The organism is Spirosoma luteum DSM 19990 (assembly GCF_000374065.1).
GTDB lineage: Bacteria > Bacteroidota > Bacteroidia > Cytophagales > Spirosomataceae > Spirosoma > Spirosoma luteum.
This window is the reverse complement of record NZ_KB893249.1, coordinates 14,526-36,473: the sequence shown is the minus strand read 5'-3', so window position 1 is coordinate 36,473 and position 21,948 is coordinate 14,526. Positions and strand designations below refer to the sequence as shown.

18 protein-coding genes are annotated in these 21,948 nt (G+C 50.7%); 13 read left to right on the top strand and 5 right to left on the bottom strand.

The window, feature by feature from the left end; genetic code table 11:
- Nucleotides 1–13 precede the first annotated feature (13 nt).
- From B156_RS0108370 to B156_RS0108335, 8 genes are all read left to right on the top strand, one after another.
- Complete coding sequence (locus tag B156_RS0108370; RefSeq protein WP_157626959.1) at nt 14–1,288, top strand: hypothetical protein; 1,275 nt, start codon at nt 14–16, stop codon at nt 1,286–1,288.
- 386 nt (nt 1,289–1,674) lie between these two features.
- Nucleotides 1,675–4,902, top strand: a complete 3,228-nt coding sequence (locus B156_RS0108365; protein ID WP_026260694.1) for a SusC/RagA family TonB-linked outer membrane protein — start codon at nt 1,675–1,677, stop codon at nt 4,900–4,902.
- Nucleotides 4,903–4,968: 66 nt separating this feature from the next.
- Nucleotides 4,969–6,618, top strand: a complete 1,650-nt coding sequence (locus tag B156_RS0108360; RefSeq protein ID WP_018619228.1) for a RagB/SusD family nutrient uptake outer membrane protein — start codon at nt 4,969–4,971, stop codon at nt 6,616–6,618.
- Between the two features lie 312 nt (nt 6,619–6,930).
- Nucleotides 6,931–9,966 carry a SusC/RagA family TonB-linked outer membrane protein gene (locus B156_RS0108355; protein WP_018619227.1) on the top strand — a complete coding sequence of 1,012 codons (3,036 nt, stop codon included), beginning with the start codon at nt 6,931–6,933 and terminating at the stop codon, nt 9,964–9,966.
- Between the two features lie 3 nt (nt 9,967–9,969).
- Nucleotides 9,970–11,373, top strand: a complete 1,404-nt coding sequence (locus B156_RS0108350) for a RagB/SusD family nutrient uptake outer membrane protein (RefSeq protein WP_018619226.1) — start codon at nt 9,970–9,972, stop codon at nt 11,371–11,373.
- A 27-nt stretch (nt 11,374–11,400) separates the two neighbouring features.
- Nucleotides 11,401–12,261, top strand: coding sequence for a hypothetical protein (locus B156_RS0108345; RefSeq protein WP_018619225.1), 861 nt, complete (start codon nt 11,401–11,403; stop codon nt 12,259–12,261).
- 30 nt (nt 12,262–12,291) lie between these two features.
- Nucleotides 12,292–12,786, top strand: coding sequence for a hypothetical protein (locus tag B156_RS0108340; RefSeq protein WP_018619224.1), 495 nt, complete (start codon nt 12,292–12,294; stop codon nt 12,784–12,786).
- Between the two features lie 4 nt (nt 12,787–12,790).
- Nucleotides 12,791–15,166, top strand: a complete 2,376-nt coding sequence (locus B156_RS0108335; RefSeq protein WP_018619223.1) for a M43 family zinc metalloprotease — start codon at nt 12,791–12,793, stop codon at nt 15,164–15,166.
- Nucleotides 15,167–15,225: 59 nt separating this feature from the next.
- Here B156_RS0108335 and B156_RS32480 read toward each other — a convergent pair whose 3' ends face one another.
- The 4 genes from B156_RS32480 to B156_RS0108320 all read right to left on the bottom strand — a co-directional run bounded on the left by B156_RS32480 (nt 15,226) and on the right by B156_RS0108320 (nt 16,574).
- Complete coding sequence (locus B156_RS32480) at nt 15,226–15,417, bottom strand: type II toxin-antitoxin system RelE/ParE family toxin (RefSeq protein WP_342664405.1); 192 nt, start codon at nt 15,415–15,417, stop codon at nt 15,226–15,228.
- Nucleotides 15,335–15,559, bottom strand: coding sequence for a hypothetical protein (locus B156_RS28920; RefSeq protein ID WP_342664408.1), 225 nt, complete (start codon nt 15,557–15,559; stop codon nt 15,335–15,337). Before B156_RS28920 ends, B156_RS32480 begins: the two co-directional genes overlap by 83 nt.
- Nucleotides 15,556–15,774 carry a hypothetical protein gene (locus B156_RS0108325; protein WP_157626957.1) on the bottom strand — a complete coding sequence of 73 codons (219 nt, stop codon included), beginning with the start codon at nt 15,772–15,774 and terminating at the stop codon, nt 15,556–15,558. Before B156_RS0108325 ends, B156_RS28920 begins: the two co-directional genes overlap by 4 nt.
- Nucleotides 15,775–15,935: 161 nt before the next feature.
- Nucleotides 15,936–16,574 (bottom strand): hypothetical protein, encoded by a 639-nt coding sequence (locus tag B156_RS0108320; protein ID WP_018619221.1) that lies wholly within the window; start codon nt 16,572–16,574, stop codon nt 15,936–15,938.
- A gap of 251 nt (nt 16,575–16,825) precedes the next feature.
- On the opposite strand from B156_RS0108320, the gene rsmA reads away from it, so the two are divergent.
- Both rsmA and mgtE read left to right on the top strand, forming a co-directional pair.
- A complete protein-coding gene (gene rsmA, locus B156_RS0108315) occupies nt 16,826–17,641 on the top strand; it encodes a 16S rRNA (adenine(1518)-N(6)/adenine(1519)-N(6))-dimethyltransferase RsmA (RefSeq protein WP_018619220.1) in 816 nt (271 codons plus the stop codon).
- 82 nt (nt 17,642–17,723) lie between these two features.
- On the top strand, nt 17,724–19,076 hold the full coding sequence (gene mgtE, locus B156_RS0108310; protein WP_018619219.1) for a magnesium transporter: 1,353 nt from the start codon (nt 17,724–17,726) through the stop codon (nt 19,074–19,076).
- 94 nt (nt 19,077–19,170) lie between these two features.
- On the opposite strand, the gene B156_RS0108305 is transcribed toward mgtE, so the two are convergent.
- Complete coding sequence (locus B156_RS0108305) at nt 19,171–20,271, bottom strand: zinc dependent phospholipase C family protein (RefSeq protein WP_018619218.1); 1,101 nt, start codon at nt 20,269–20,271, stop codon at nt 19,171–19,173.
- Nucleotides 20,272–20,362: 91 nt separating this feature from the next.
- On the opposite strand from B156_RS0108305, the gene B156_RS0108300 reads away from it, so the two are divergent.
- From B156_RS0108300 to radC, 3 genes are all read left to right on the top strand, one after another.
- On the top strand, nt 20,363–20,761 hold the full coding sequence (locus tag B156_RS0108300; protein WP_018619217.1) for a Dabb family protein: 399 nt from the start codon (nt 20,363–20,365) through the stop codon (nt 20,759–20,761).
- Between the two features lie 103 nt (nt 20,762–20,864).
- On the top strand, nt 20,865–21,131 hold the full coding sequence (rpsT, locus tag B156_RS0108295; protein WP_018619216.1) for a 30S ribosomal protein S20: 267 nt from the start codon (nt 20,865–20,867) through the stop codon (nt 21,129–21,131).
- A gap of 121 nt (nt 21,132–21,252) precedes the next feature.
- Nucleotides 21,253–21,948 carry a RadC family protein gene (gene radC / locus B156_RS0108290; RefSeq protein ID WP_018619215.1) on the top strand — a complete coding sequence of 232 codons (696 nt, stop codon included), beginning with the start codon at nt 21,253–21,255 and terminating at the stop codon, nt 21,946–21,948.

Here is a 21,948-nt window from a genome sequence, read left to right as displayed (position 1 = left end):
ATGTATCTTGGACATGATGCGTATTCTTCGTTTGCTATCGATGGCTGTTGCGTTACCGCTATGTGGACTGGCCCAGACCCCTACGTTTACGGCTACAATTCAACCCATCGTTATCCGAAATTGTGCCGCCCCCTGTCATCATCCGGGTGGCGTAGGGCCGTTTAGTTTACTCACGTATCAGGATGTTGCCAAGCGGGGTAAGTTCGTAGCTAAAGTAACTCAGAGTCGTTATATGCCCCCTTTTCCGGCCGACCGCCAGTTTCAGCACTATGCCAATGAGCGCGGCCTCTCCGAAATAGAAATTAAGCTGATTCAGGAATGGGTAAAGGGAGGCATGGTGCGCGGGGCTGAGGGCGAAGGGCTAGTAGCAAAGAGCATAGAGTCAAAGGATGCTAGTGCCCGTACCCCTTCGCTCCAGGCCCCAAGCCCTTCACCCCCCACCCCCGACCTTATTCTGCGCATGAAACCTTACACCATCAAAGGCGATGGTCGCGAGGATTTTCGGTATTTCCACGTACCCATGAACCTGACTAAGGATGTGTGGGTAGAAGCCATCGAATTTGTGCCCGGCAACCGAAAACTGTTGCATCACAGCCGGTTAATGGTTGACTCAACGGGAACGATGGCCGGTATTGACGGCATAGCGGAGGATGATGCTAACTTGCTCAGTTTTCAGCGAACACCCCTGGCTGATGAATTCCTGTACGGCTGGGTGCCCGGCAATGACCGTGTAACGTTCCCGGCGGGGTCGGCCAAACGCATTCGGGCCGGTAGCGATTTGATCCTGAATATTCATTACTCACCGTCGCCCAATGCCGCGCAGGACCAGTCGGAGGTGCGGTTGTATTTTGCCAAAAAGCCAGTTGAGCGAATTGTTCGAACGCTTACGCTAACGGAAAATAACGTAACCAATCAACCGTTTCGACTGGAGGCCAATACAAAGCCAACGTTCTACATCAACTATGGGCCGCTGCCCGATACTGTCCGTTTACTGTCGGTATTGCCCCACATGCACTGGCTGGGTCAGTCGGTGAGGGCCTTTGCCATAACACCGGCGGGTGAAGCCATCAATCTGGTCAGCATTCCCGACTGGGACTACCGCTGGCAACTTACCTACTTCTTCCGGGAGCCACTCGTACTGCCCAGAGGCTCGACCATCATTGCCGAAGCCCATTATGACAATACGGACCAAAATCCACTAAACCCGAACCACCCTGCCCGAACCGTGGGTTACGGCTGGAGCTCCACCAATGAGATGATGAACCTGGTATTTTATTACATAAGGTAGTCACTTAGGTGCGCAGATAGATGCATGATCGTCTATTCCTGTCAACAGATGGTTACGTATTTAGATTAATAAGCCATTAAATTTTGCTTGCTAATCTAAATGGGTGCGACTTATTGAGGTAAAAATAGAATTATTTAAAATTCCCCATGTTGGCGATTGAGCGTGATTTTGCATACATTATTTTGTTTAAATGGTTAAGTTGAAATAATATAATTTTCCGTTGCTACTGGTAAAGGCTTTAAACAGAATAATATTCTGCTTGTAGTGGCTAGTTTGCTAATTTCCTCTGGTAAGAATTTACTTTTATAAAATGTTAAAGCGATTTTTTCATTGTTTAAATTTGTGGCTTGAAGAAGGATTTTCTTGGCTAAACACAAACTAAAACAATGATTAGAATTCTATTAATGACTTTCCTGTTAATCGGCTCAGTTAGCTTAACTGCCTGGGCGCAGGACCGACGGGTAATCGGTAAGGTTACATCAGCCGAAGACGGGACATCCCTACCAGGTGTTGCAGTTGTACTAAAAGGGACAACCAGGGGTACAACAACGGACGCTAACGGTTTGTATGACCTCTCGATGCCATCGGGTAAAGGGGCTACGCTGGTATTTAGTTTTGTAGGGGTAGCCACCCAGGAAATCAAGGTCGGCAATGAATCAGAAATAAACGTGAGCTTGACGTCTGATTCCCGGCAGCTTTCCGAAGTGGTGGTTACGGGTGTCGGGGTCGCTACCGACAAGCGTAAGTTAGGCATTGCGGTTGAATCGGTTTCATCGAAAAACCTGCCTCAAACGCCAACAGCTTCCATCGATCAGGCATTGGTTGGTAAAATTGCCGGTGCGCAGATTTCCAGTGGCAACGGTACCCCTGGTTCACCAGTCAATATTGTGCTGCGCGGTATCAACACCATCAACCGGGGTACAGCGCCTATTCTGCTCATTGATGGGGTTCAGGTGGATGCCTCCAGTTATGATACCAACGGCAACCTCAATAACAACCCCACCAGCTTGCTGAGCAGTATTGACCCCAACACCATCGACCGGGTTGAGATAGTACAGGGTGCGGCCGCAGCTACCCTCTACGGAGCGCAGGGAGCCAACGGCGTTATTCAGGTATTTACCAAGAAAGGTAAAGCCGGAAAACTAAATATCGATGCCTCGTCCAGTATTACCAACAACACCTACCTGAACGTGGGGGGCGTGGCCAAATCGCAGTACAACGGCTTTGTGGTGGATGCTCAAAACAACGTTGTCGACACTAAAGGCAACCCACTCACCTTTGATCCCAACACGCTGGTTTATAGTGCGAACGTGCAGTATAACCCGCTTGATGTGAATAATAAAGCCGATAAGCCCTACACGGCTAACCTGAAGTACCAGGACCATTACGCGTATTTCTTCCGGCCTTCCAATACGTATAATAACTCCCTCTCCCTGTCGGGCGGGCGCGACCGGTTTGACTTTTCCATATCGGCTTCCAACAACAAACAGGAAAGCAACATTATCAACAATGGCGGGTATCAGCGCAGCAATATCTCCACCAACCTGGGGGTCGAACTGGCAAAGGGGTTGACCTTCCGCAGCACTACCCAGTTGATATACACCAATAGCACCATAAAGTCGAACGACCGCAGTATTTTATTTGCGGTGAACAACGCCCGGCCTTTTGCTGATTTTGCGGCCCTCGATACCGATGGTAATCCCGGTATTTATTATGGTGACGCGGTGGGTGTAAACCACAACAACCCAAGTTACTGGCAGCGGTATACCGACAGAAAAGATAACCGGCTCGACGTAATCCAGAACCTGAACCTGAATTACAAGATTAATAAGTTTGTGACGCTGGATGCCAAATATGGTATCAACTACTCGCGGCAGGAAATCATTACCACTTACCCCAACCAGTCGGCCAACCGAAACGTACAGTATTACAACGGCAGCAACTACTGGGGTAATTACGCAACAGATGCCAAGGGTGAAGTTGACAACCGCAGCCTGAACACAACGTATCAGAACTTCCTGGCATCGGCCTTCTTTACGACTGATTTCCAGAAGGATTTTAAGATGAACGTTCCCATAACGACCTCTACCCAGATTTCCTTCGACTACCGGAACCGGCTCTATCGCCAGTATTACACTTACGGCCTGTCGTTGCCTACGTATGAACCGTTTACCGCAGCTCAGGCCTCTACGTTCAAAATCGTGCAGGATTATACCGAGCCGTTCATTACGTACGGTTACCTGGTTAATCAGCAGATTGATTTTGGGGATGTTGTGGGTATTGCGGGTGGGTTCCGAACCGACTTCTCGTCGGCCTTTGGGCAGGCTTCCAAACCCTTTACGTTTCCGAGGGGAAACATTTTCTTCCGGCCATCGGCGCTTAAATTCTGGGAAAACAGCCCAATTACCAATATTATTCCCGAATTAAAACTGCGGGCTGCCTTTGGTAAGGCGGGTATTCAGCCCCGGCCGTTCGACCGGTATCAGGTACTCAACACCCGGACCCTGGGCACGTCAAACTCGTTTTATACGCCAGCCAGCCAGCCAAATCCAGACCTTGATGTGGAGGTTTCATCCGAACTGGAAATTGGTACCGACCTGACGATAAGCTTGCTGAAAGGGTCTTCCTGGTTGAACAACGTCCGGTTATCGGCCACGTACTGGGATCGCTCGACCGATAATGCCATTTTCGACGTGAGCGCGGCTCCATCTTCGGGTATCAACTCGATTAAAGACAACGCCTTCTCCCTGGCCTCAAACGGGTATCAGGCATCGCTGAATGCTACGCTTGTACGCACCCAGGATTTCTCGTGGAACCTGACGACGAACTTCGGTCGTCAGACATCAAAAATTACGAGTGTTAAAGGCGGAGCCGAAGTGGTTGTGCTCTCCAACGCGGGTAGTACGAACTACGTACTGAAAGGGGGCGAAAAAATCGGGCAACTGTATGGTTATGTGGATATTCACGCGGTGGATGAGAAAGACCCCAGCGGCAACTTCTACATCTCGCCCGACCAGCAGACAAATTACACCGTAGCCAGCAACGGACTGGTTGTCAGCAAAGCAACGAAGCAACCGTTTTTCTCGGCGAACAAGTACAGTTTCGGCGACCCAAACCCGAAGTTCAACATGTCGTTCATCAACGACTTTACCTTCAAAAACTATCTGACGTTTGGTTTTCAGTTCGATTGGGTCAATGGCAGTCATATCTACAACCAGACTAAAGAGTGGATGTACCGCGATGGTATTCATGCGGACTATGCCAACCCCATCACCATTGATGGGCAGACGGGTGCCTGGACGGCTTTCTATCGGGGCGTATACGCGCAGCGGGCCGCCAACGGCACCAAAAACTATTTTTACGAAGATGCCTCGTTTGTACGGTTACGGAACGTACAGGTTGGTCTCGACTTGAGCAAGCTCGTAAACCTGCCCGTGCTTCGGCGGGCGCAGGTGGTGGTGTCGGGTCGTAACCTGCTGACGTTTACCAAGTACACGGGCTACGACCCCGAGGTTAGCTCAGGAACGGGCAACTCGGCCTGGGACCGGGGTACGGACCATAACACCATGCCCAACCTGCGCTCGTATCAGGTAAGCCTGAACATTGGTCTCTAAACTTGTTTATGGCATCGCCCCGGCTTCGGGGTACTGTCTCTTACTAAAAACTTCTTTGATTTATCGATGAAAAATACACCTATAATAACGGCTTTACTGCTGGTAGGCTTAGCCACCGCCTGTAGAGAACAATTAGACGTTAAGAACCCAAACCAGCCTACCGTTAGTAGTGCCAATACGCAGAATGGTATTATAAACCTGGCGCAGGGTGGAGCCTACGTGAATGGCTCCCGTGAGATTAAAACGGACCTGTACGACGGTATCCCGGGGTACTTTTGGTCTGGGGCCATGGGCGTACATGCCCTGATGGGCGACGTAGTGGGCGAAGAAGCGGCCAACCAGTTTGGTAATCAGATTGGCGCACCGGATTATGTTATTCTGGACGATGGTACCAAAGTGCTGAATCCCAACGCCCCCAACACGCAGATTGCCCTTATCCGTCAGGTCAATGTCAACGCCAATCAGGGTGCTAATCCCCTCTTTCACGAGTGGTGGTACATGTACTCGCTCAATAGCCAGATGAATAAAGTGCTGGATTTGTCGGAGCAGGTGGCCTACACGGGCGATGCCAAAGTGAAAAAAGCCACCATTCAGGCGTGGGCATACTGGTGGAAAGGATTTGCTTACTCACACATTGGGTCAATCTATTACGCCGGCATAATCAATAGTGCTGCCAATGGTACGAACGGTAACTACGTGACGAAGGAAAAGATGATTGACGAAGCCAATGTCAATCTCGATAAAGCCGCAGCCTTACTAACAACGATTGGTACATCGGCCGATTATACCGTCGTGATGACGCAACTCATTCCCGATTTTATTCAGGTTGGCAAAGGCAAAGTACCCACAACCGATATGTGGAAACACAACATTAATACACTCAAGGCTCGTAACCTGCTGGTCAATACCACAACGGCGGCCATGACGGCCGCTCAGTGGGGGCAGATTCTGACCTTAACCAACAGCGGCATCACGGCGTCCGACAATGTGTTTACCGGACGCTCCAACACTAACGGTGACTTTCTGGCGCCCCAAACGGGTACGGTAGCCGCCAAATCGACCGGTGACCCATCGGGCGGGGCTACCTACAAAATCAGCGAACGCCTGATTCAGGATTTCAAACCGGGCGACAAGCGGTTAGCCAACAACTTCATTCAGCGGACTAGCCCCTGGATTGGCGAAAGCAGCCGGGGCAATACCTTCAACACACGCTGGCAGCTGGTGGATGGGGGTAACAAACTGGCGGGGGTAACGGTCATCAGCGACCGGTCGCCGGGAGCTACGGAGTTATACCTGGCCGGTAGCTACGAAGAAAACGAACTCATGAAAGCCGAAGCCCTCATCAACACGGGTAGTATTGAAGATGGCCTGAAGTCGATTGATGCCGTTCGGACTGTGCAGGGCGCTGGCCTGGCCCCGGTGGCGGGTACTGGTCTGACGCTTGCTCAGGCGCAGGAAGAACTGCGCCGGGAGCGACGGGTGGGGCTGATATTCCGTGGTCTATCGTTCTACGATGCCCGCCGGTTGGGGGTAATCTTACCGGTGGCCAATGGCGGAGGTCGTAAAGGAGCAGTTGTTATCGACAAAGCGGGTAAGCTAAACACAAACGCTACAATTGAATATAATTTCCTGGATTATTGGGATGTGCCGGACAACGAGTTAAAATACAACTCTCCCGCTGCGGGCAGCGCACCAACCACAAACCCCAAAAAGTAAGTTCAACCCCATTTATTTTGGGCGACTCTCCCTCGTATCGGGGAGAGTCGCTTTTTTATGCGCCAGCCTGAGCAGAAAGCAATTACCCCACCAGAAAGGCGTATCGACGGGGTTAGTATGGACCACTAACGGGTGTACAAACTGGTTTATAAGCGGGAATTTGTTTTTTACGCCATTGAAGATTAACAGGTGTATACGATGCAGGATACTATTTTCGTTTGAAAAAAGTAGCTTTTACCCTATTTTTAGTACTTTGTTTTCCTGATTAACAAACCTGCCTCAAACCGCTTTCATTTGGCGTATAATCTATACATGAGAAAATTTTACAGGGCTATTATCTGGGCAGTTATGCTGGCCATACTACCGGGTTGCCTGCTGGCGCAGGGCGTTCGTATAACGGGTAGGGTTATATCGGTGCAGGATGGACAACCACTGCCCGGTGTGAATATTCAGGTGAAAGGCACCACCAATGGCGTTAGCTCCGATGCCAATGGGAACTACTCTATCAACGTTCCGGGCAGTGCCGCTACACTGCTTGCTACCTCCATCGGGCTTATATCGCAGGAAATTGCCGTTGGCAATCGCACTACGATTAATATCCAGATGCAGGAATCCATCAATGAACTGACGCAGGTAGTGGTGACGGGGTATAACACGACCCAGCGAAAGGATATTTCCAGTTCCATTGCGTCCGTCTCACCCGATAAGTTCAAAGATATTCCGGTGGCCAGTTTCGACCAGGCCCTACAGGGGCAGGCGGCTGGTGTGCAGGTATCGCAGTCGTCGGGTACGCCCGGTGGTGGACTGATGGTTCGCATACGTGGCAACACCTCTATTTCGGCCAGTAATCGTCCTCTTTTCATTGTCGATGGGGTACCTGTCGAAAACGGCGCATTGGGCGGACGTGAATTTGGGGGCCAGACGGATAATGCGCTGGCTCTGTTCAACCCCAATGACATTGAGAGTATCGACGTCCTGAAAGATGCGTCGGCCAAGGCTATTTACGGGTCGCGGGCGGCTAATGGTGTGGTGCTGATAACCACCAAACGGGGGAAAGCCAACCAGAAAACGAAATTTACGGCCGATGTTCAGCAGGGTATGATTGATATTATTCGTCGGCCCGACCTGCTGAACGCTACCGAATTGCTGGACTTGCAGCGGGAAGCGGTGATTAATGCCGGTCAGGACCCCGACAAGCTGGGCCTCATAAGAGGGGTTACCGATGGGCAGAATACCGACTGGATTAACTCCGTTTTGCGCAAAGGCGTTTACCAGCAGTACCAGTTATCTACCCAGGGGGGTAATGACAAGACGCAGTTTTACCTCAGTGGCAGCTATCGCAATGAACAGGGAATCCAGCTCAACAGTCAGTTTACCCGGTACACTGGTCAGTTCAAGTTCGATCATAAAGCCACCGACAAGCTGTCGTTTGGGATGAACCTGACACTGTCGCAGGTGAAAAACAAGCGGGTGAAAAGCGATAACTTCCTGGATGGGGTTTACTCGGGTGCATTGAAGAGTTTACCCTACTATTCACCCTACAACGAACAGGGCAGACTGTATGGCCCCAATGACCCCGAATACGGGGGGTTTCCCAATTTTAACCCCGTTGGTCAGGCAGTGCTACCACGCTTTGAAACCTACACTATCAAGATGTTGGTCGGACTTTACGGTGAATACGAAATCCTCCAAAACCTGCGTTTCCGCTCGAAGATAAGTGCGGATTACAATAACATCACCGAAGATCAGTTCGAGCCATCCACCACGGCCATTGGGGGCTTTTTGCCCAGCGTGGGCGGGCAGGGGTACGGCGTTTTCAGCAGTGCCAACGTCTCCAAAATTGTTAATACCAACACCCTGAATTACAGTTACCAACTGGCCGAAAAACACCATTTCAGCGGAACGGCTGGTTTTGAGCTACAGCAGCAGTTTGAACGGAGAGGAAGCCTACAGGGACGCCTGTTCCCCAGCGATGACTTTACGTATATCCGGTCGGCAGGGATTGTAGACCAGGGCGACTCCTACAAAAACCGTAATGGTCTGGTGTCGCTCATTGGCGAAGTACGGTACGATTACGACGAAAAATACCTGGCTACGATCACTTCGCGCTACGACGGGTCATCGCGGTTCGGGCAGAACCGGCGGTTTGGCTTATTCCCATCGGCATCCGTTGCGTGGCGCATATCGTCTGAGCCGTTTATGCAGCAATTCCGCTTCCTGAACGATTTGAAACTGCGGACCAGCTTCGGGTTTACGGGGAATGAACAGATTGGGGATTACCAGTTTCTGGGTACCTGGGCCTCGGCTACCTACAGCGGAGCCACGGGCGTTGGCCCGGCCGCCCTGGCGAACCCGAACCTGCAATGGGAACGCACCCGCGAAGCCAATATTGGTCTGGATGCTTCGTTCTTCAGCGGTCGACTGACGTTTACCGTCGATGCGTATGACAACCTGACCAATAAGTTGCTGTTTGCCCAGCCTATTCCGCAAACAACCGGTTTCAGTACCGTGCAGGGCAACATTGGCGAGGTATCCAACCGGGGGGTGGAACTGACGATTTCGAGCGTGAACATCAACAAGGCGGTGCGCTGGAGTACCGACTTTAATATTTCGCACAATCAGAACAAAGTAATATCGCTGGCTACCGACCAGCCCGTTTTCCGGGGTTATTCGGGTAATGGTGTGTCTAACACGAACGTCATTTTGCCCGGCCAGCCGTTGGGAACGTTCTGGGGGCTGAAATTTCTGGGGGTTGACCCCGCGACGGGCGATGCTATCTACGACGATAAAAACGGCGATGGTCGAATCACCCCCGACGATGGACAGGTGATTGGTAATGCCCAGGCAAAACTGTACGGTGGTCTGACTAACCGGGTTTCCTGGAAAGGGTTCGATGTGAGTGTATTCCTGCAGTTCTCGTATGGCAACAGTATTCTTAATTTTACGAACACAACGTTAGTCAATACCGGGGCCGATATTCAGAGTAACCAATCGCGGCAGGCCCTGAAACGCTGGCAAAAAGAGGGTGATATTACCAGTGTACCCCGTTACGTTTTTCAGGATACGTACAATAACTACCTCAGTAGCCGCTTTTTGGAGGATGGCTCTTTTCTACGCCTGAAAAATGTGTCGGTTGGCTACAACCTGCCCAAAAAATGGATTGAGCGGTTTAAGATAACCAACACCCGGATTTACGCATCGGCCACTAACCTGTGGACACTGACAAATTACTCCGGGCCAGACCCCGAAGTGAGTACACTGGACGGTTCAACGGCTGCTCAGGGAATTGACTTCTTCACCCTTCCCCAGGTGAAAACGGTGTTTGTAGGCCTGACCATTGGTTTTTAGTAAATGCCCACGGGCAAAGACAACAAGGATAACATGATTCGTTTTTTTCGATATAGTATCGTTCTGACACTCGCTGTTCTGGCCTCCTGCCAGCAGATACTGGAGCCTAAACCAGTCGACTTACTGGTTGATGACCTGGTGTTGAATGAACCCAACGATGTGCAGCCCGTTCGGATTGGCTTGTACAATGCGTTTCGGAGTATGGGTGCCTCCAACATGATTGCGGGTGATTTCACCGCCGATTACATCCAGGCCAACGGGACGTTCAACGACTACATTCAGTTTGGAACCAAACGAATTACGGCAACCAATGATGTGGTGGATGTTCTCTGGAATAACCTGTTCAGCACCATTTACGTGGCTAACTTTATTTTGGAGCGATTGCCGAACGTGAGCGGAGTAAAAGACGACACGCGGAAACAGGTGCTGGCTGAAGCAAGGTTTATGCGGGGCTGGGCTAATTTTATCGGCGCGTATACCTACGGCGACCTTCCCAAAGTAACTACTACCGACAACCAGACCAACACGCAGATAGCCCGCACGGCCAAAGCTGACATACTGGCTTCCGTACTCGCCGATTACCAGGCCGCACTCACCGATTTGCCCGCTGTGGATGCTACCTCAACGAACGCTACCACCAACGCTACCTATCTGAATAAAACAAACTGCCGGGCGGCTATGGCCCGTTTTTACCTGTATCAGAAAAACTGGGCGCAGGCTGAAGCACTCGCCACGCAGGTAATTACTTCCGGCGTATATACCCTGTTGACCAATTACTCGGACGTTGTTACCAAAGATTTCACGACTGAATCCGTGCTGGAAGTGGGCTATGCGTTGAGCGACGACCCCGGAACATCGGCCACCGGCCTAAATAACCTGCTCGTTGGCCGCCGGGAAGTTATCCCGTCAAACCAGTTGGTAGCGGCTCTCATCTCGACCGAGGCTGGTACGCGAAGCCAGACCATTACCTTCAATGCCCAGCAGCAACGAGCCAGCGATAATGGCTGGACCGTTCGGAAATATGGCACCGCGTCGGAAGATAACAACAATATTGTGTACATACGGCTGGCCGAACTATACCTGATTCGGGCCGAAGCAAGGGCGCAGCAGGGAAAGCTAACGGGAGCCACCGGCGCCGTTGCCGACCTGAACGTACTACGCACCAGAGCCAAAGCTCCAGCCATAACCCTCACGGCCCAGGCGGATGTGTTGCTGGCGGTGGAGCGGGAGCGGGTGTACGAACTGGCGTTTGAAGGGCAGCGCTGGTACGACCTGGTCAGAACGGGCCGGGTACAGGCAGTAATGTCTGCCTTTTCGCCCAATTGGGACAGCCATTACGAATTATGGCCGATACCCCAGCGGGAAATTCAGCTAAATACCGCCCTGGTTCAAAATCCTGGTTACTAACGCAACGGCTTACTTGCCTGCAGAGACATGAAAAACCTAACAAAGCATACCTTTTTATACCGAATAAGCCACTGGGGGCTAACGGGAATTGCCATCGCGCTGATTGGCTGGCTATCGGTTGCCTGCGAAACCAGTGATGTCAATCGCGTCTTCGAAGGACCCTATTTTGTCCGCTTTACGGATACGCTGGTGACGTACAAGGAAAGTTACAGCCAGCCCGTTTCCATTCAGGTTCACAACGTTGGGCCGATTTTGAACGAGCCCATCACCATCAATTACACCGTGAGTGGTACCGCCCGTGCCGGGAGGGATTACACCATTCAGAGCACCGAAGGAAAGGTGGTTATTCCGGCCAATAAGAGTACGGGAAATATTGTTTTGAAACTCATTAACAACGCCAACAACATTCTCGAATCGCAGTCGCTCACGTTCACGCTCACCAGCGTTACACCCAGCACGTTACAGGTGGGATTTGGGCAGAATAACATTGTGGGGAAACAGTTGACCTTCGTTATCCAGGACGACTGTCTCTTCGGAGGAACGTACACGGGAACCCAGAGATACGGTGCGCAAACCGCTACCGTGCGAGATATTCAGATTACCAGTACCGACTGCAAAAACTACCTCCTGAGTAGCTGGAACCTGGGTATTCCGTTCCTGAGTTTCGATGCCCAGCGTCCCACCCTGACCTTTATCGACAACGGCGATAACTCGCTTACGGTACCCTCGCAAACCAATCCGGAACTGGGGCCGACGGACAAAATCGCCGGAACCGGTGCCTGGAATCCCAAAGACCGCAGGATTACCCTGAATCTTCAGTTTACGCTGGCCCTCAATAGCGGTAAAGACACGACTCTTACCTATACCCAGACCTACACGCCCCAGTGAGGCACAATTGACTTTTAACGATTTGACAGTATGCGACAATTTTTACGCTTTTTACTAATTCCAGGGGTGGTTGGCTGGATACTCGGCGGGTGCTCAGAAAAGATTGAACCCGTCGTTCCGACCTACTCACAATTGCTGACGGGGACGGAAAAGAAAACCTGGAAAATGGTTTCGATACAGATTATCGACGATGGCAATGCCTCGCAGGTAATTCCGGTAAATCAACTCAATGCCAATCCCTGCATTACCGATGATTTGCTGACGTTTTACGCCGACGCAGAGCATAAACTTGAAGTCAGTGAAGGAGCTACAAAATGTAATGCAGGAGACCCGGATGTATACGTAACGGATACCTGGACGCTGGTCAATGCCAATGCATCCCTGCAATTTTACATTCCCCTGCTCAACGGGGTATATCCCTGGAAAATAAAAAACCTAACGGCTCAGACGATGACGGTTGAATACTATTTTCCGGACATCAATGCCAGCTATCGGTTTACGTTCAACCCCGTTACGACTAAATAGGCGCATGTTCAGACTACTACTCAGCCTGTTGCTACTCCTGTTGCTGAAACCAGCCATGCAGGCGCAAACGATTCCAGCCCAGCCACAGTGTGCCACTATGGAAATGGATAGCCTGCTGCGGGCGCGCCACCCCGAACTGGGAACGCTCAACGATTTCGAGCGGCAGCTACAACAACGATTAACGGTTATTGACCAGCAAAGGAAGTCGGGCCGGTTGCCTGCGGCTCCCGTCATTACCATTCCGATTATCGTTCACATTGTGCATAACGGTGAAGTGACGGGGGCCGGGCGAAATCTAAGTCAGGCCCAGGTGCAGTCGCAAATTGAAACCCTGAATGAAGATTTCCGTCGGCGCCCCAACACCCGGGGATTCAATGCCAACCCCATTGGTGCCGATATTGAAATTGAATTTTGTGCAGCCGTGCTCGACCGGCAGGGGAAGCCCATGGCCGAACCGGGTATTGACCGGTACAACGGAGCGCGGGCCAACTGGAATCGTAATGACATTGAAGGCGTCCTGAAACCCACCACTTTCTGGGACCCAGACAAATATTACAACGTATGGGTAGTAGACCTGAACGAACCGGTAGCCGGGGGTGGGTCAGTGTTGGGTTACGCGCAGTTTCCGAGTAAGTCCAATTTGCCGGGTATCCCGACGGAGGGACCGGCCAGTACGGATGGGGTTGTTATCGACTATCGTTCGTTCGGTAACTCGGAGAAGGGGAATTTCCCCACCATGCGCAGCACGTACAACCTGGGCCGCACCATGACTCACGAAACGGGCCATTGGCTGGGACTGCGCCACATCTGGGGTGATACTAATTGTGGCGACGATTTCTGCGATGATACTCCTCCGCAAGCTTCCGAAAGTCGGGGGTGCCCAATAGGCCAGGTCAGTTGCGGAGCAACCAATCTGGTGCAGGATTATATGGACTATTCGAACGATGCGTGCATGAACATCTTCACGCTATCCCAAAAAGCCAGGATGCGGGCAGTGATGGACATCAGTCCCCGCCGAAATAGCCTGCTAACCTCTGGTGTGTGCGGTTCTGTGGTGGCGACAATTCCCGTGGCCAACTTCCGCGCCGAAGCCCAGCAGGTGTTGCTGGGTGGCTCGGTCCGGTTCAACGACCTCTCCAGCGGATTTCCTACATCCTGGCAGTGGACGTTTGAGGGGGGAACGCCTGCTACCTCAAACGAGCAAAACCCGGTAGTTACCTATAATCAACCGGGGGTGTTTGGCGTATCGCTGGTAGTTGCCAACGCAGCTGGCAAATCAGAACCCTTAGTTCGTTCACAATACATCGAAGTATTGAATCAGGGACTTTGCACAGACATCACCAATTTCAACGGAACGCCTACCATCCTGCGCGACACCAGTCGGATAGGCTACGTGGCTGGTCAGAACGGCCGTCGGGTGCAGGCTGTTTCGGAGTTTTTTGCCAACAAACTGGGTTACCTGAATCTGGCTGGTGCCGCCCTGAAATTCGGCGTCGCCAAAGCGGCCAAAGGAGCCTCTTCTGAATCGGTTGTAACGATAACAGTCTGGAACGGGCGTGGTTTCCAGAGCGGCCCCGGTGCCATACTGGGCCAGAAAGATGTACCCCTGCGTACTATTCTGGCGGATGTAGCCGCTAACCGGGCCACTACCGTAACCTTCGACCGGAATGTGCCGGTCAGCGGTTTACCCTTCCACGTCGGGGTATCGTTTCCGTATGCAGCGGGCGATACCGTGGCCGTTATCACGACCAAAAATGGTCAATCGCTGTTTGCTACCTCCTGGCAGCAAAACCGGCAGGGTAACTGGCTACGCTATGCAGATAGTCTGGGCTTGAACGTAGCGCACGATATCACGGCTCGTGTGGGACAGAAAGCCTCGGTACAGGTGGCGGCTTCATCCATATTCATCAACCCCGGCGAAACCGTTACGCTCAATGCGCGGGGTGCCGGTCTATATACCTGGTCGGGCCCGGCCCTGAATGCCACGCTGGGACCTCAGGTAGTAGCCCAGCCAACACAAACCGCTTCTTACACCGTATCGGGTTCGGGAACGGACCTGTGCAGCACGTCGGCGGTGGTAACGGTTAATGTGCGGGTAGGGGCGGTCACCGCTACTACGCCGTTGGCCGAACAGGCCCTTCAGGTAACGCCTAACCCCAGCGATGGTCAGATGATGGTCATGTTCAGTAGTCCATTGCGCGGTGCGCTCACGCTGGGCGTTCGTACGGTGGCAGGTACGGAAATCGTCCAGCAAACGCATCAGAAGACGACGGATACCTTCCAGCAACCCCTCGACCTCAAATACGCACCCAGTGGGATATACTTCGTGGAGGTCAGGATCGGTGAAGCCGTCTTCAGGCGACGGGTGGTGAAGCAGTAATTAACGCAAGCGGGCCAGGATTTAAAAATCCTGGCCCGCTTGCGTTGCGAAAGTAGAGTTTATAATGCTGGTAACTCGTTCAGGAGAGTATCCAATTCGCTATCAGAAATGTCTGACTGTTCAGATTTATCGTAAATCGAGACGAGGTAAACGGTTTCAGCAATAATTTTAACGCAGGTAATGACCCTGGCTCCGCCCTGTTTGCCTTTCCCCTTCGATTTGATGCCTAACTTGGATCTTATAGAAGCCATCCTGCAATGGCGTACCTAGAAAGGGATTTGCTTCCAGGGCGTCAATCAACTGACTGATTTCGTCTTTCAACGAGTGAAACTTCTTTTTGAGTCGTTTTGCTTCCCGCTCGAAATTATCGATAGTCCGAACCTGATAACTCATAGTTTAGTCAAAAATTCGCGGGCCGGGCGACTTTCACTCTGTCCCTGTTCAACAAGGTGCATATTTTTGATGCCCTCCCGAATATTTTCTTTTACCTGCTCATCGGTGTCTTCATCCAACTCTGTTTCCTGAATTGTTACAAACGTAAAATGCTTGATCAGGTCGTTGAAAAAAGGGAGTTTTTCGTCGTCTATTTCTAACGTTATCGTAGCCATCAGGGTCTTTTTAGTGTAAAAATAACCCAAAAAGGAGTTATTGACGACCCATTAGCGGGCAGATGGTCGTTTCGTTCAACAGCCCCTTATATGGTGACCTTACGTTGGGCGTTCGCACGGTGGCGTGTACTTCGTGGAGGTCAGGCTCAGCGAAACCGTGTTCAGTTGGCGGGCGAAATGATAAAAAAACGACTTATGAATACTCGTATCATTTCCTGCAAGGCTTCCTTGCATTGCCCAGCATCGTAACCCCTCAAAAGTTCTTCCTGCCTTTCTTTTAGTTCTTCTGGTGGAATCGTCCAGAAATAGGCGTCATACATGAATTCCCAAAAGATACGAACCGAAGGATTGCTGTGAATTTTCAGCAAAAAATCATCCTTGGTTTGGTATGTGTAATCGCCAAACAAGTTGATGAAGTTGACAACATCTGATGCGACTTTAGGACTGATCTTGTGTAAGTTATCATACCTGATGATGTCTACCTTCCGTATTAAATTATCGAAATTGGTCAGGGCGCTATCTTTGAATGAGGATTTGTTGACTTTGTGTTCCAATGCCCAGTTCGTTAGATTCTCTGCATCGAAGGCGGGTAACGCTTTTGATATGATTGCATCTATCGATTTGGTCGAATCTTCTGTCAACAGAATGCGCTGCTGGTCATCGATCCATAGTTTGTCATTACGATCATCCGTCGAATCAGCCCCCCAAGCACTGTAGTAAACAAGGGTATTCAGTTTAAAAGCGATCAGCCACTTTTCGTATTTCAAATTGATTTCTTCTGTCTTTTCGCTCTTTTTCATTACAATTTTTCGTTTGTTACAGGGGATATGACTGGTGAGATATGGTAAACAAAGATTCGTAAGCCTGAATCAACTCCGACGGAAAATCCGGCAACTGTCTTCCTGCCGTTTTGTGTCATAAAGCGGGTTTTCCGCCAAATTACCCCACTCTGCCTAAAGAAGCCCACCCATTCCGGAAGATAGCTGATTATTCACGCGTAGCCCCGTACCTTTGTACCGGCTCGCCGACGAGACCGAAACCCACCGCTATCATGCTCGTAAAGCCAAAAAAAGAACTCGGTCAGCATTTCCTGATTGACTTAAGTATTGCCCAGCGCATTGCCGGACTCCTGACGGGCCACGGAGGCTACAAAAAAGTCCTCGAAATTGGGCCGGGGATGGGCGTGCTGACGCAGTTCTTGCTGACTCCACCTGATTCAGCTCAACCGTCGTTCGAGACGTACGTCATCGAAATTGACCGCGAATCGGTGGAGTACCTGAAGGAGCACTTCCCGGCGCTGGAGGGACGCATTCTGTCGGCTGATATTCTGAATATACGTCCGGATTACCTGCCCGCCAAACAGCCCGACAGCACGGAGTCGTTCGCCGTAATCGGCAACTTCCCGTACAATATTTCGACCCAGATTCTCTTTAAAGTACTGGACATGCGCGACCGGGTTCCCGAGGTAGTGGGCATGTTTCAGCGGGAAGTGGCGCAGCGTATCGCGTCGGGGCCGGGTAATAAAGACTATGGGATTTTGAGTGTACTGTTGCAGGCCTGGTACAATATAACGTATGAGTTTACCGTAGAGCCGGACGTGTTCAATCCCCCGCCAAAGGTGCATTCGGGCGTGCTTACCCTCCGGCGTAACGACGTTACGGACCTGGGTTGTGATTTCCGGAAATTTACGCAGGTGGTGAAGCACGGATTCGGTCAGCGACGGAAAACGCTGCGGAATTCCCTCAAACCATTGAATCCCCCCGAATCCGCTCTTGCCAGCCGCTTTATGGAAAAACGCGCCGAGCAACTGAGCGTAGCCGAATTCGTAGAACTTACTACTTTAATGAGCGAAAGAGCAGAAGAGTGAGAGAGCGAAAAACTTCCGGTGCCAGTTTTCCAGTGTTAGTTACGTTCACTTTTCTGCTCTTTCATTCTTTCGCTCTTTAAAAATGACTTTCGAACTCACCAAAGAATACCTTGATCGCATTCAGGAAGCCATTGAGGCAGGCGATGAAACGCTGCTGCGGGCGGAGATGGAGGAACTGTATCCGGCCGATATTTCGGGGATTCTGGATGAGCTGAAACCCGAGTCGGCGCATTACCTGCTGAGTTTGCTGGATGACTCCGTCGGGGCCGAAATACTGGCTAACATCGACCCCACGGAACGTACGAATCTGCTCAAACTGTTTACCTCCGCTGAAATTGCACCGCTCATCAATGAAATGGACTCCGATGATGCCGTGGATTTGCTGAATGAGCAGCCTATTCAGATGCGGGAAGAGGTGATTGGCCTGCTCGAAGACCGTGAACAGGCCCGGTTCATTCTGGACCTGCTGCACTACGAGGATGGGGTGGCCGGCAGCCTGATGCAGAAAGAGTTAATAAAAATCAACGTCAACCTGACGGTGAATGCCTGCATTGAAGAGATCCGACTGCAAGCCGAAGATGTCCAGAACGTGTACGCCATCTACGTCGTAGACGATGCGGGTAAACTGCTGGGGCTGGTATCGCTGAAGAAGATTGTGCTGGCCCGTAAAGATGCTAAAATTATTGATATCTACGACGATGATATTGTCTTTGTGGAAACGTACCGGCCCGTTGATGAAGTAGCCGAAGTGATGCAAAAGTATGATCTCGACTCTATCCCGGTCGTGAACGTGCAGCAACGACTGCTGGGACGTATCACCATTGATGACGTGGTGGACGTTATTACCGAACAGGCCGAAGAGGATATTCAGGTTATTTCGGGTTTGTCGGGAGAGGCCGAGGATGATGACAGCATCTGGAAACGTTCGAAGGTGCAGTTGCCTTGGCTGGTGGCGGGGGCTGTCGGGAGTTTGATGGCGGCAACGGTCATTAACGGGTTTCAGAGTGAGCTGGGGAAAGTAGCGGCACTAGCGGCTTTCATTCCTATAATTGGATCAACGGGGGGGAACGTCGGTATTCAGACTTCGTCGCTCATTCTGCAAAGCCTTACCGATACATCGGGTCTGAGCATGACGATGGCCAAACGACTCCTGCGAACGCTGATGGTGGCCATTATAAACGGTCTGGTAGTAGGGCTCATTGCGGGTGTTTATACGTTCATCATTGGCGAGCCGCGCTTGTTTTTCGTGGTTGCCACATCCCTGCTGGCGGTTGTCATGCTGGCGTCGTTCATGGGAACGGTCACCCCGTTGTTACTCAATAAAACCGGTATCAATCCGGCGGTAGCGTCAGGACCGTTTATCACCACCGCCAATGACCTGATTGGCATCGGCGTTTATTTCCTGATTGCCCAGTTGCTGCTGGCCGAAGTTTGATCTACCAGTTCGTATGGAAACGGCTTGGTTCAATTGAAAACCAGCCGTCATTCTCTGTTGACTTTTCTACTGTTTTGGGGTTTCAGTTCCTGATTCACCCCTCTTCCCGGGCCGAAAACAACCGTTTTAACCAACTTTTCTTCTCTACCGCTTCTTCCTGCTTTTCCTCTTCGGTAGGCTGGTACCTGGCCAGCACTTTCAGGTCGGGCTGGCCGGCATCTACCCAGGCGGTATACCAGAAATCGCCCACCATCCTGACCGACGCCCGCATCTGGCGTTCTACCTGCCCTCTGAGCTGATCGTGATACTGGCGGGAGAAATCGGCCGAATAAACTTTGGTTGTTATTCCGTTCCGCTCCTCAAAACCAAACTTTCGGGTTTCGCCCATTTCACTGGTTAGGCGCTGTTCAAAGGTCAGTACCGAATCCAGGGCGGCATTAGCGTTGAACACCGCCCGCCAGGCCGCTTTCTGGGGTGACTCGATGTACTCGGCCTGGCCGGTTAGAAAATCAAACCCGGTACTGAACAGTTCCGGCAGGCGGGACTCCCAAAAACCATGAATTCCCTGCTGACCGGTAAACTGGCCATTATAGTTGCGGGTGGTGTGCAGCGGAACATTAGCATCGGCAATGTAGTGGCCTAAATCAGCCGCCACCCGCAAAATCCGCCGGACATCCCGTTGTTTGAACGCTTCGGTAAGCTGGTACTTAGTGAGTTGAATTTGCCAGGGAACCAGTCCATGTAAGGCCAGTGTATCGGCCCCGTATTTATCCGTGGCATCCTTGTAATACCGGGGTAAAGTAGCACTAAGCGTATCGGGGTAGGCATCAAGATCAATGAAGTGACGGGGTGCTTCGCCCACAACAGCATACCGGCGCTTATCAGGATTAACGGCATTATCGGTGAGGAAGTCAATATGCTTCTTAAAGAATGGCAGCATTTCGACTGGCAAGGTGAAAACAGCCAGTCGGTTAATTTGCTGGTGGGCGTAAAATCCCCAGTTGGGGTTTGCTCCATACGGGACTGTTACATTGCGCTGGTGATTTTGACCATGATTCAGGCCAGGATAGGGTTCTGTGTGATAGAAATGGTTCGGTTTTTCAGGATTGAACGTACCCCCGTTTACTAAACTTCCTGAAAAAAAAAGACTTAAAACTAAAAACCAAATAAAACTGTTATACATTTGATAGATCATGGTACTTTAAGGGGAAAATTATTAACTATTCAATTAAACTACCACTGGAATCGAAATAAAATTTGGAATTATAATAAAAAGACAATTAATCATGAATGCCAAAACAAAAGGTTACACCCTCATTATTGTGCTTTTATGCGCGTTTGCTTTAACAATATATGGTGCTTACTCACCTGCCCGTAAAGCTAACAAACAGCAAATTGTATGCATTAAATTTAAGAATGGGGTCGAAAGTAAAGCAGTCGAACATCATATGTACGGTTTTGCTACGCTAAAGCACGAAATTCCACAGATCGTTGGTTACACATCTGGCAGGACAATTTCTCCCGGTCAGGCTATTTCTGATTATGACGTAGTGCATTACCTGACGTTTCAATCAGAAGAAGATATAAAAGCGTTTGAGAATAGTGATGCCTACAAAGAGTTTGTAGCCACCAACAAAGGTATCTGGGAAAAAACGTTGATTGTTAACGCTGATATCCGCCACTAAGGATACCAATTTGAAAGAATTTCGGTTGGAACTATTGATTGTTCCAACCGAAATTCCTATTTTTGCGCCCTCATAATGCGACAACGATCTTATTTATATAGTAATGGCAAACCATACATCATCAAAAAAAGCAATCCGGTCGAGTGCTAAGAAGCGTCTTCAGAACCGTTACCAGCATGTTACGACCCGGAACATGGTGAAAAAACTTCGTACCACAACCGATCACGCCATGGCTGTTGAACTGTACAAAACGGTTTCGTCGGCACTGGACAAACTGGCCAAACGCAACATCATCCACCGGAACAAAGCGGCCAATAACAAATCGAAATTGGCTCGTTTGGTTAACAGACTGCAGGTAGCAACGGCGTAAACGTAGCTATCTGGCTTAGTGATTAGCGTGGGGATACCCATCCTGAAACCTTACCTTTTTGCGGGTAAGGTTTTTTTGTGCACCTTGGTAACCAAAATCAATCCGTAACCGACTTATACTCATGGCTTATCACAGTTCAGGCACCATTCAAAGCTGGGCCGAAGAAGATCGCCCGCGCGAAAAACTGATGCTTAAGGGGAAAGCAGCCCTGTCGGAAGCGGAGTTGATTGCCATTCTGATCAACTCCGGTACCGTTGACCTGACGGCGGTCGATGTAGCCAAAATTATCCTGAAAAGTGTCGATAATAACCTGAACGATCTGGCCCGGCTAAGTATTAAAGACCTGTCCAAATTCAGGGGCATTGGCGAAGCAAAGGCCATCAGTGTCATTGCGGCTCTGGAACTGGGCCGACGACGGAAAGAGCAGGACCGCCCGATACGGGCTAAAGTGACCTGCTCCCGTGATGCCTACAATGAGATGATTCCCCACCTCAGCGATAAGCCGCACGAAGAATTCTGGATTCTGCTCATGAACCGCGCCAACGAAATTCTGCGCCCGGTTCATATCAGTACCGGGGGCGTGTCTGGTACGGTAGCGGACCCCAAATTGATTTTCAAGCAGGCCATTGAGCATCTGGCGTCGTCGATGATTTTGTTTCATAACCATCCGTCGGGCAACCTTACGCCTTCGCAGGCGGATAAAGATCTCACAAAAAAACTCAAAGATTCCGGTCGGTTACTGGATATTCCTGTTCTCGATCACCTGATTTTTACTGATAAAGCGTACTACAGTTTTGCGGATGAGGGCATCTTGTAA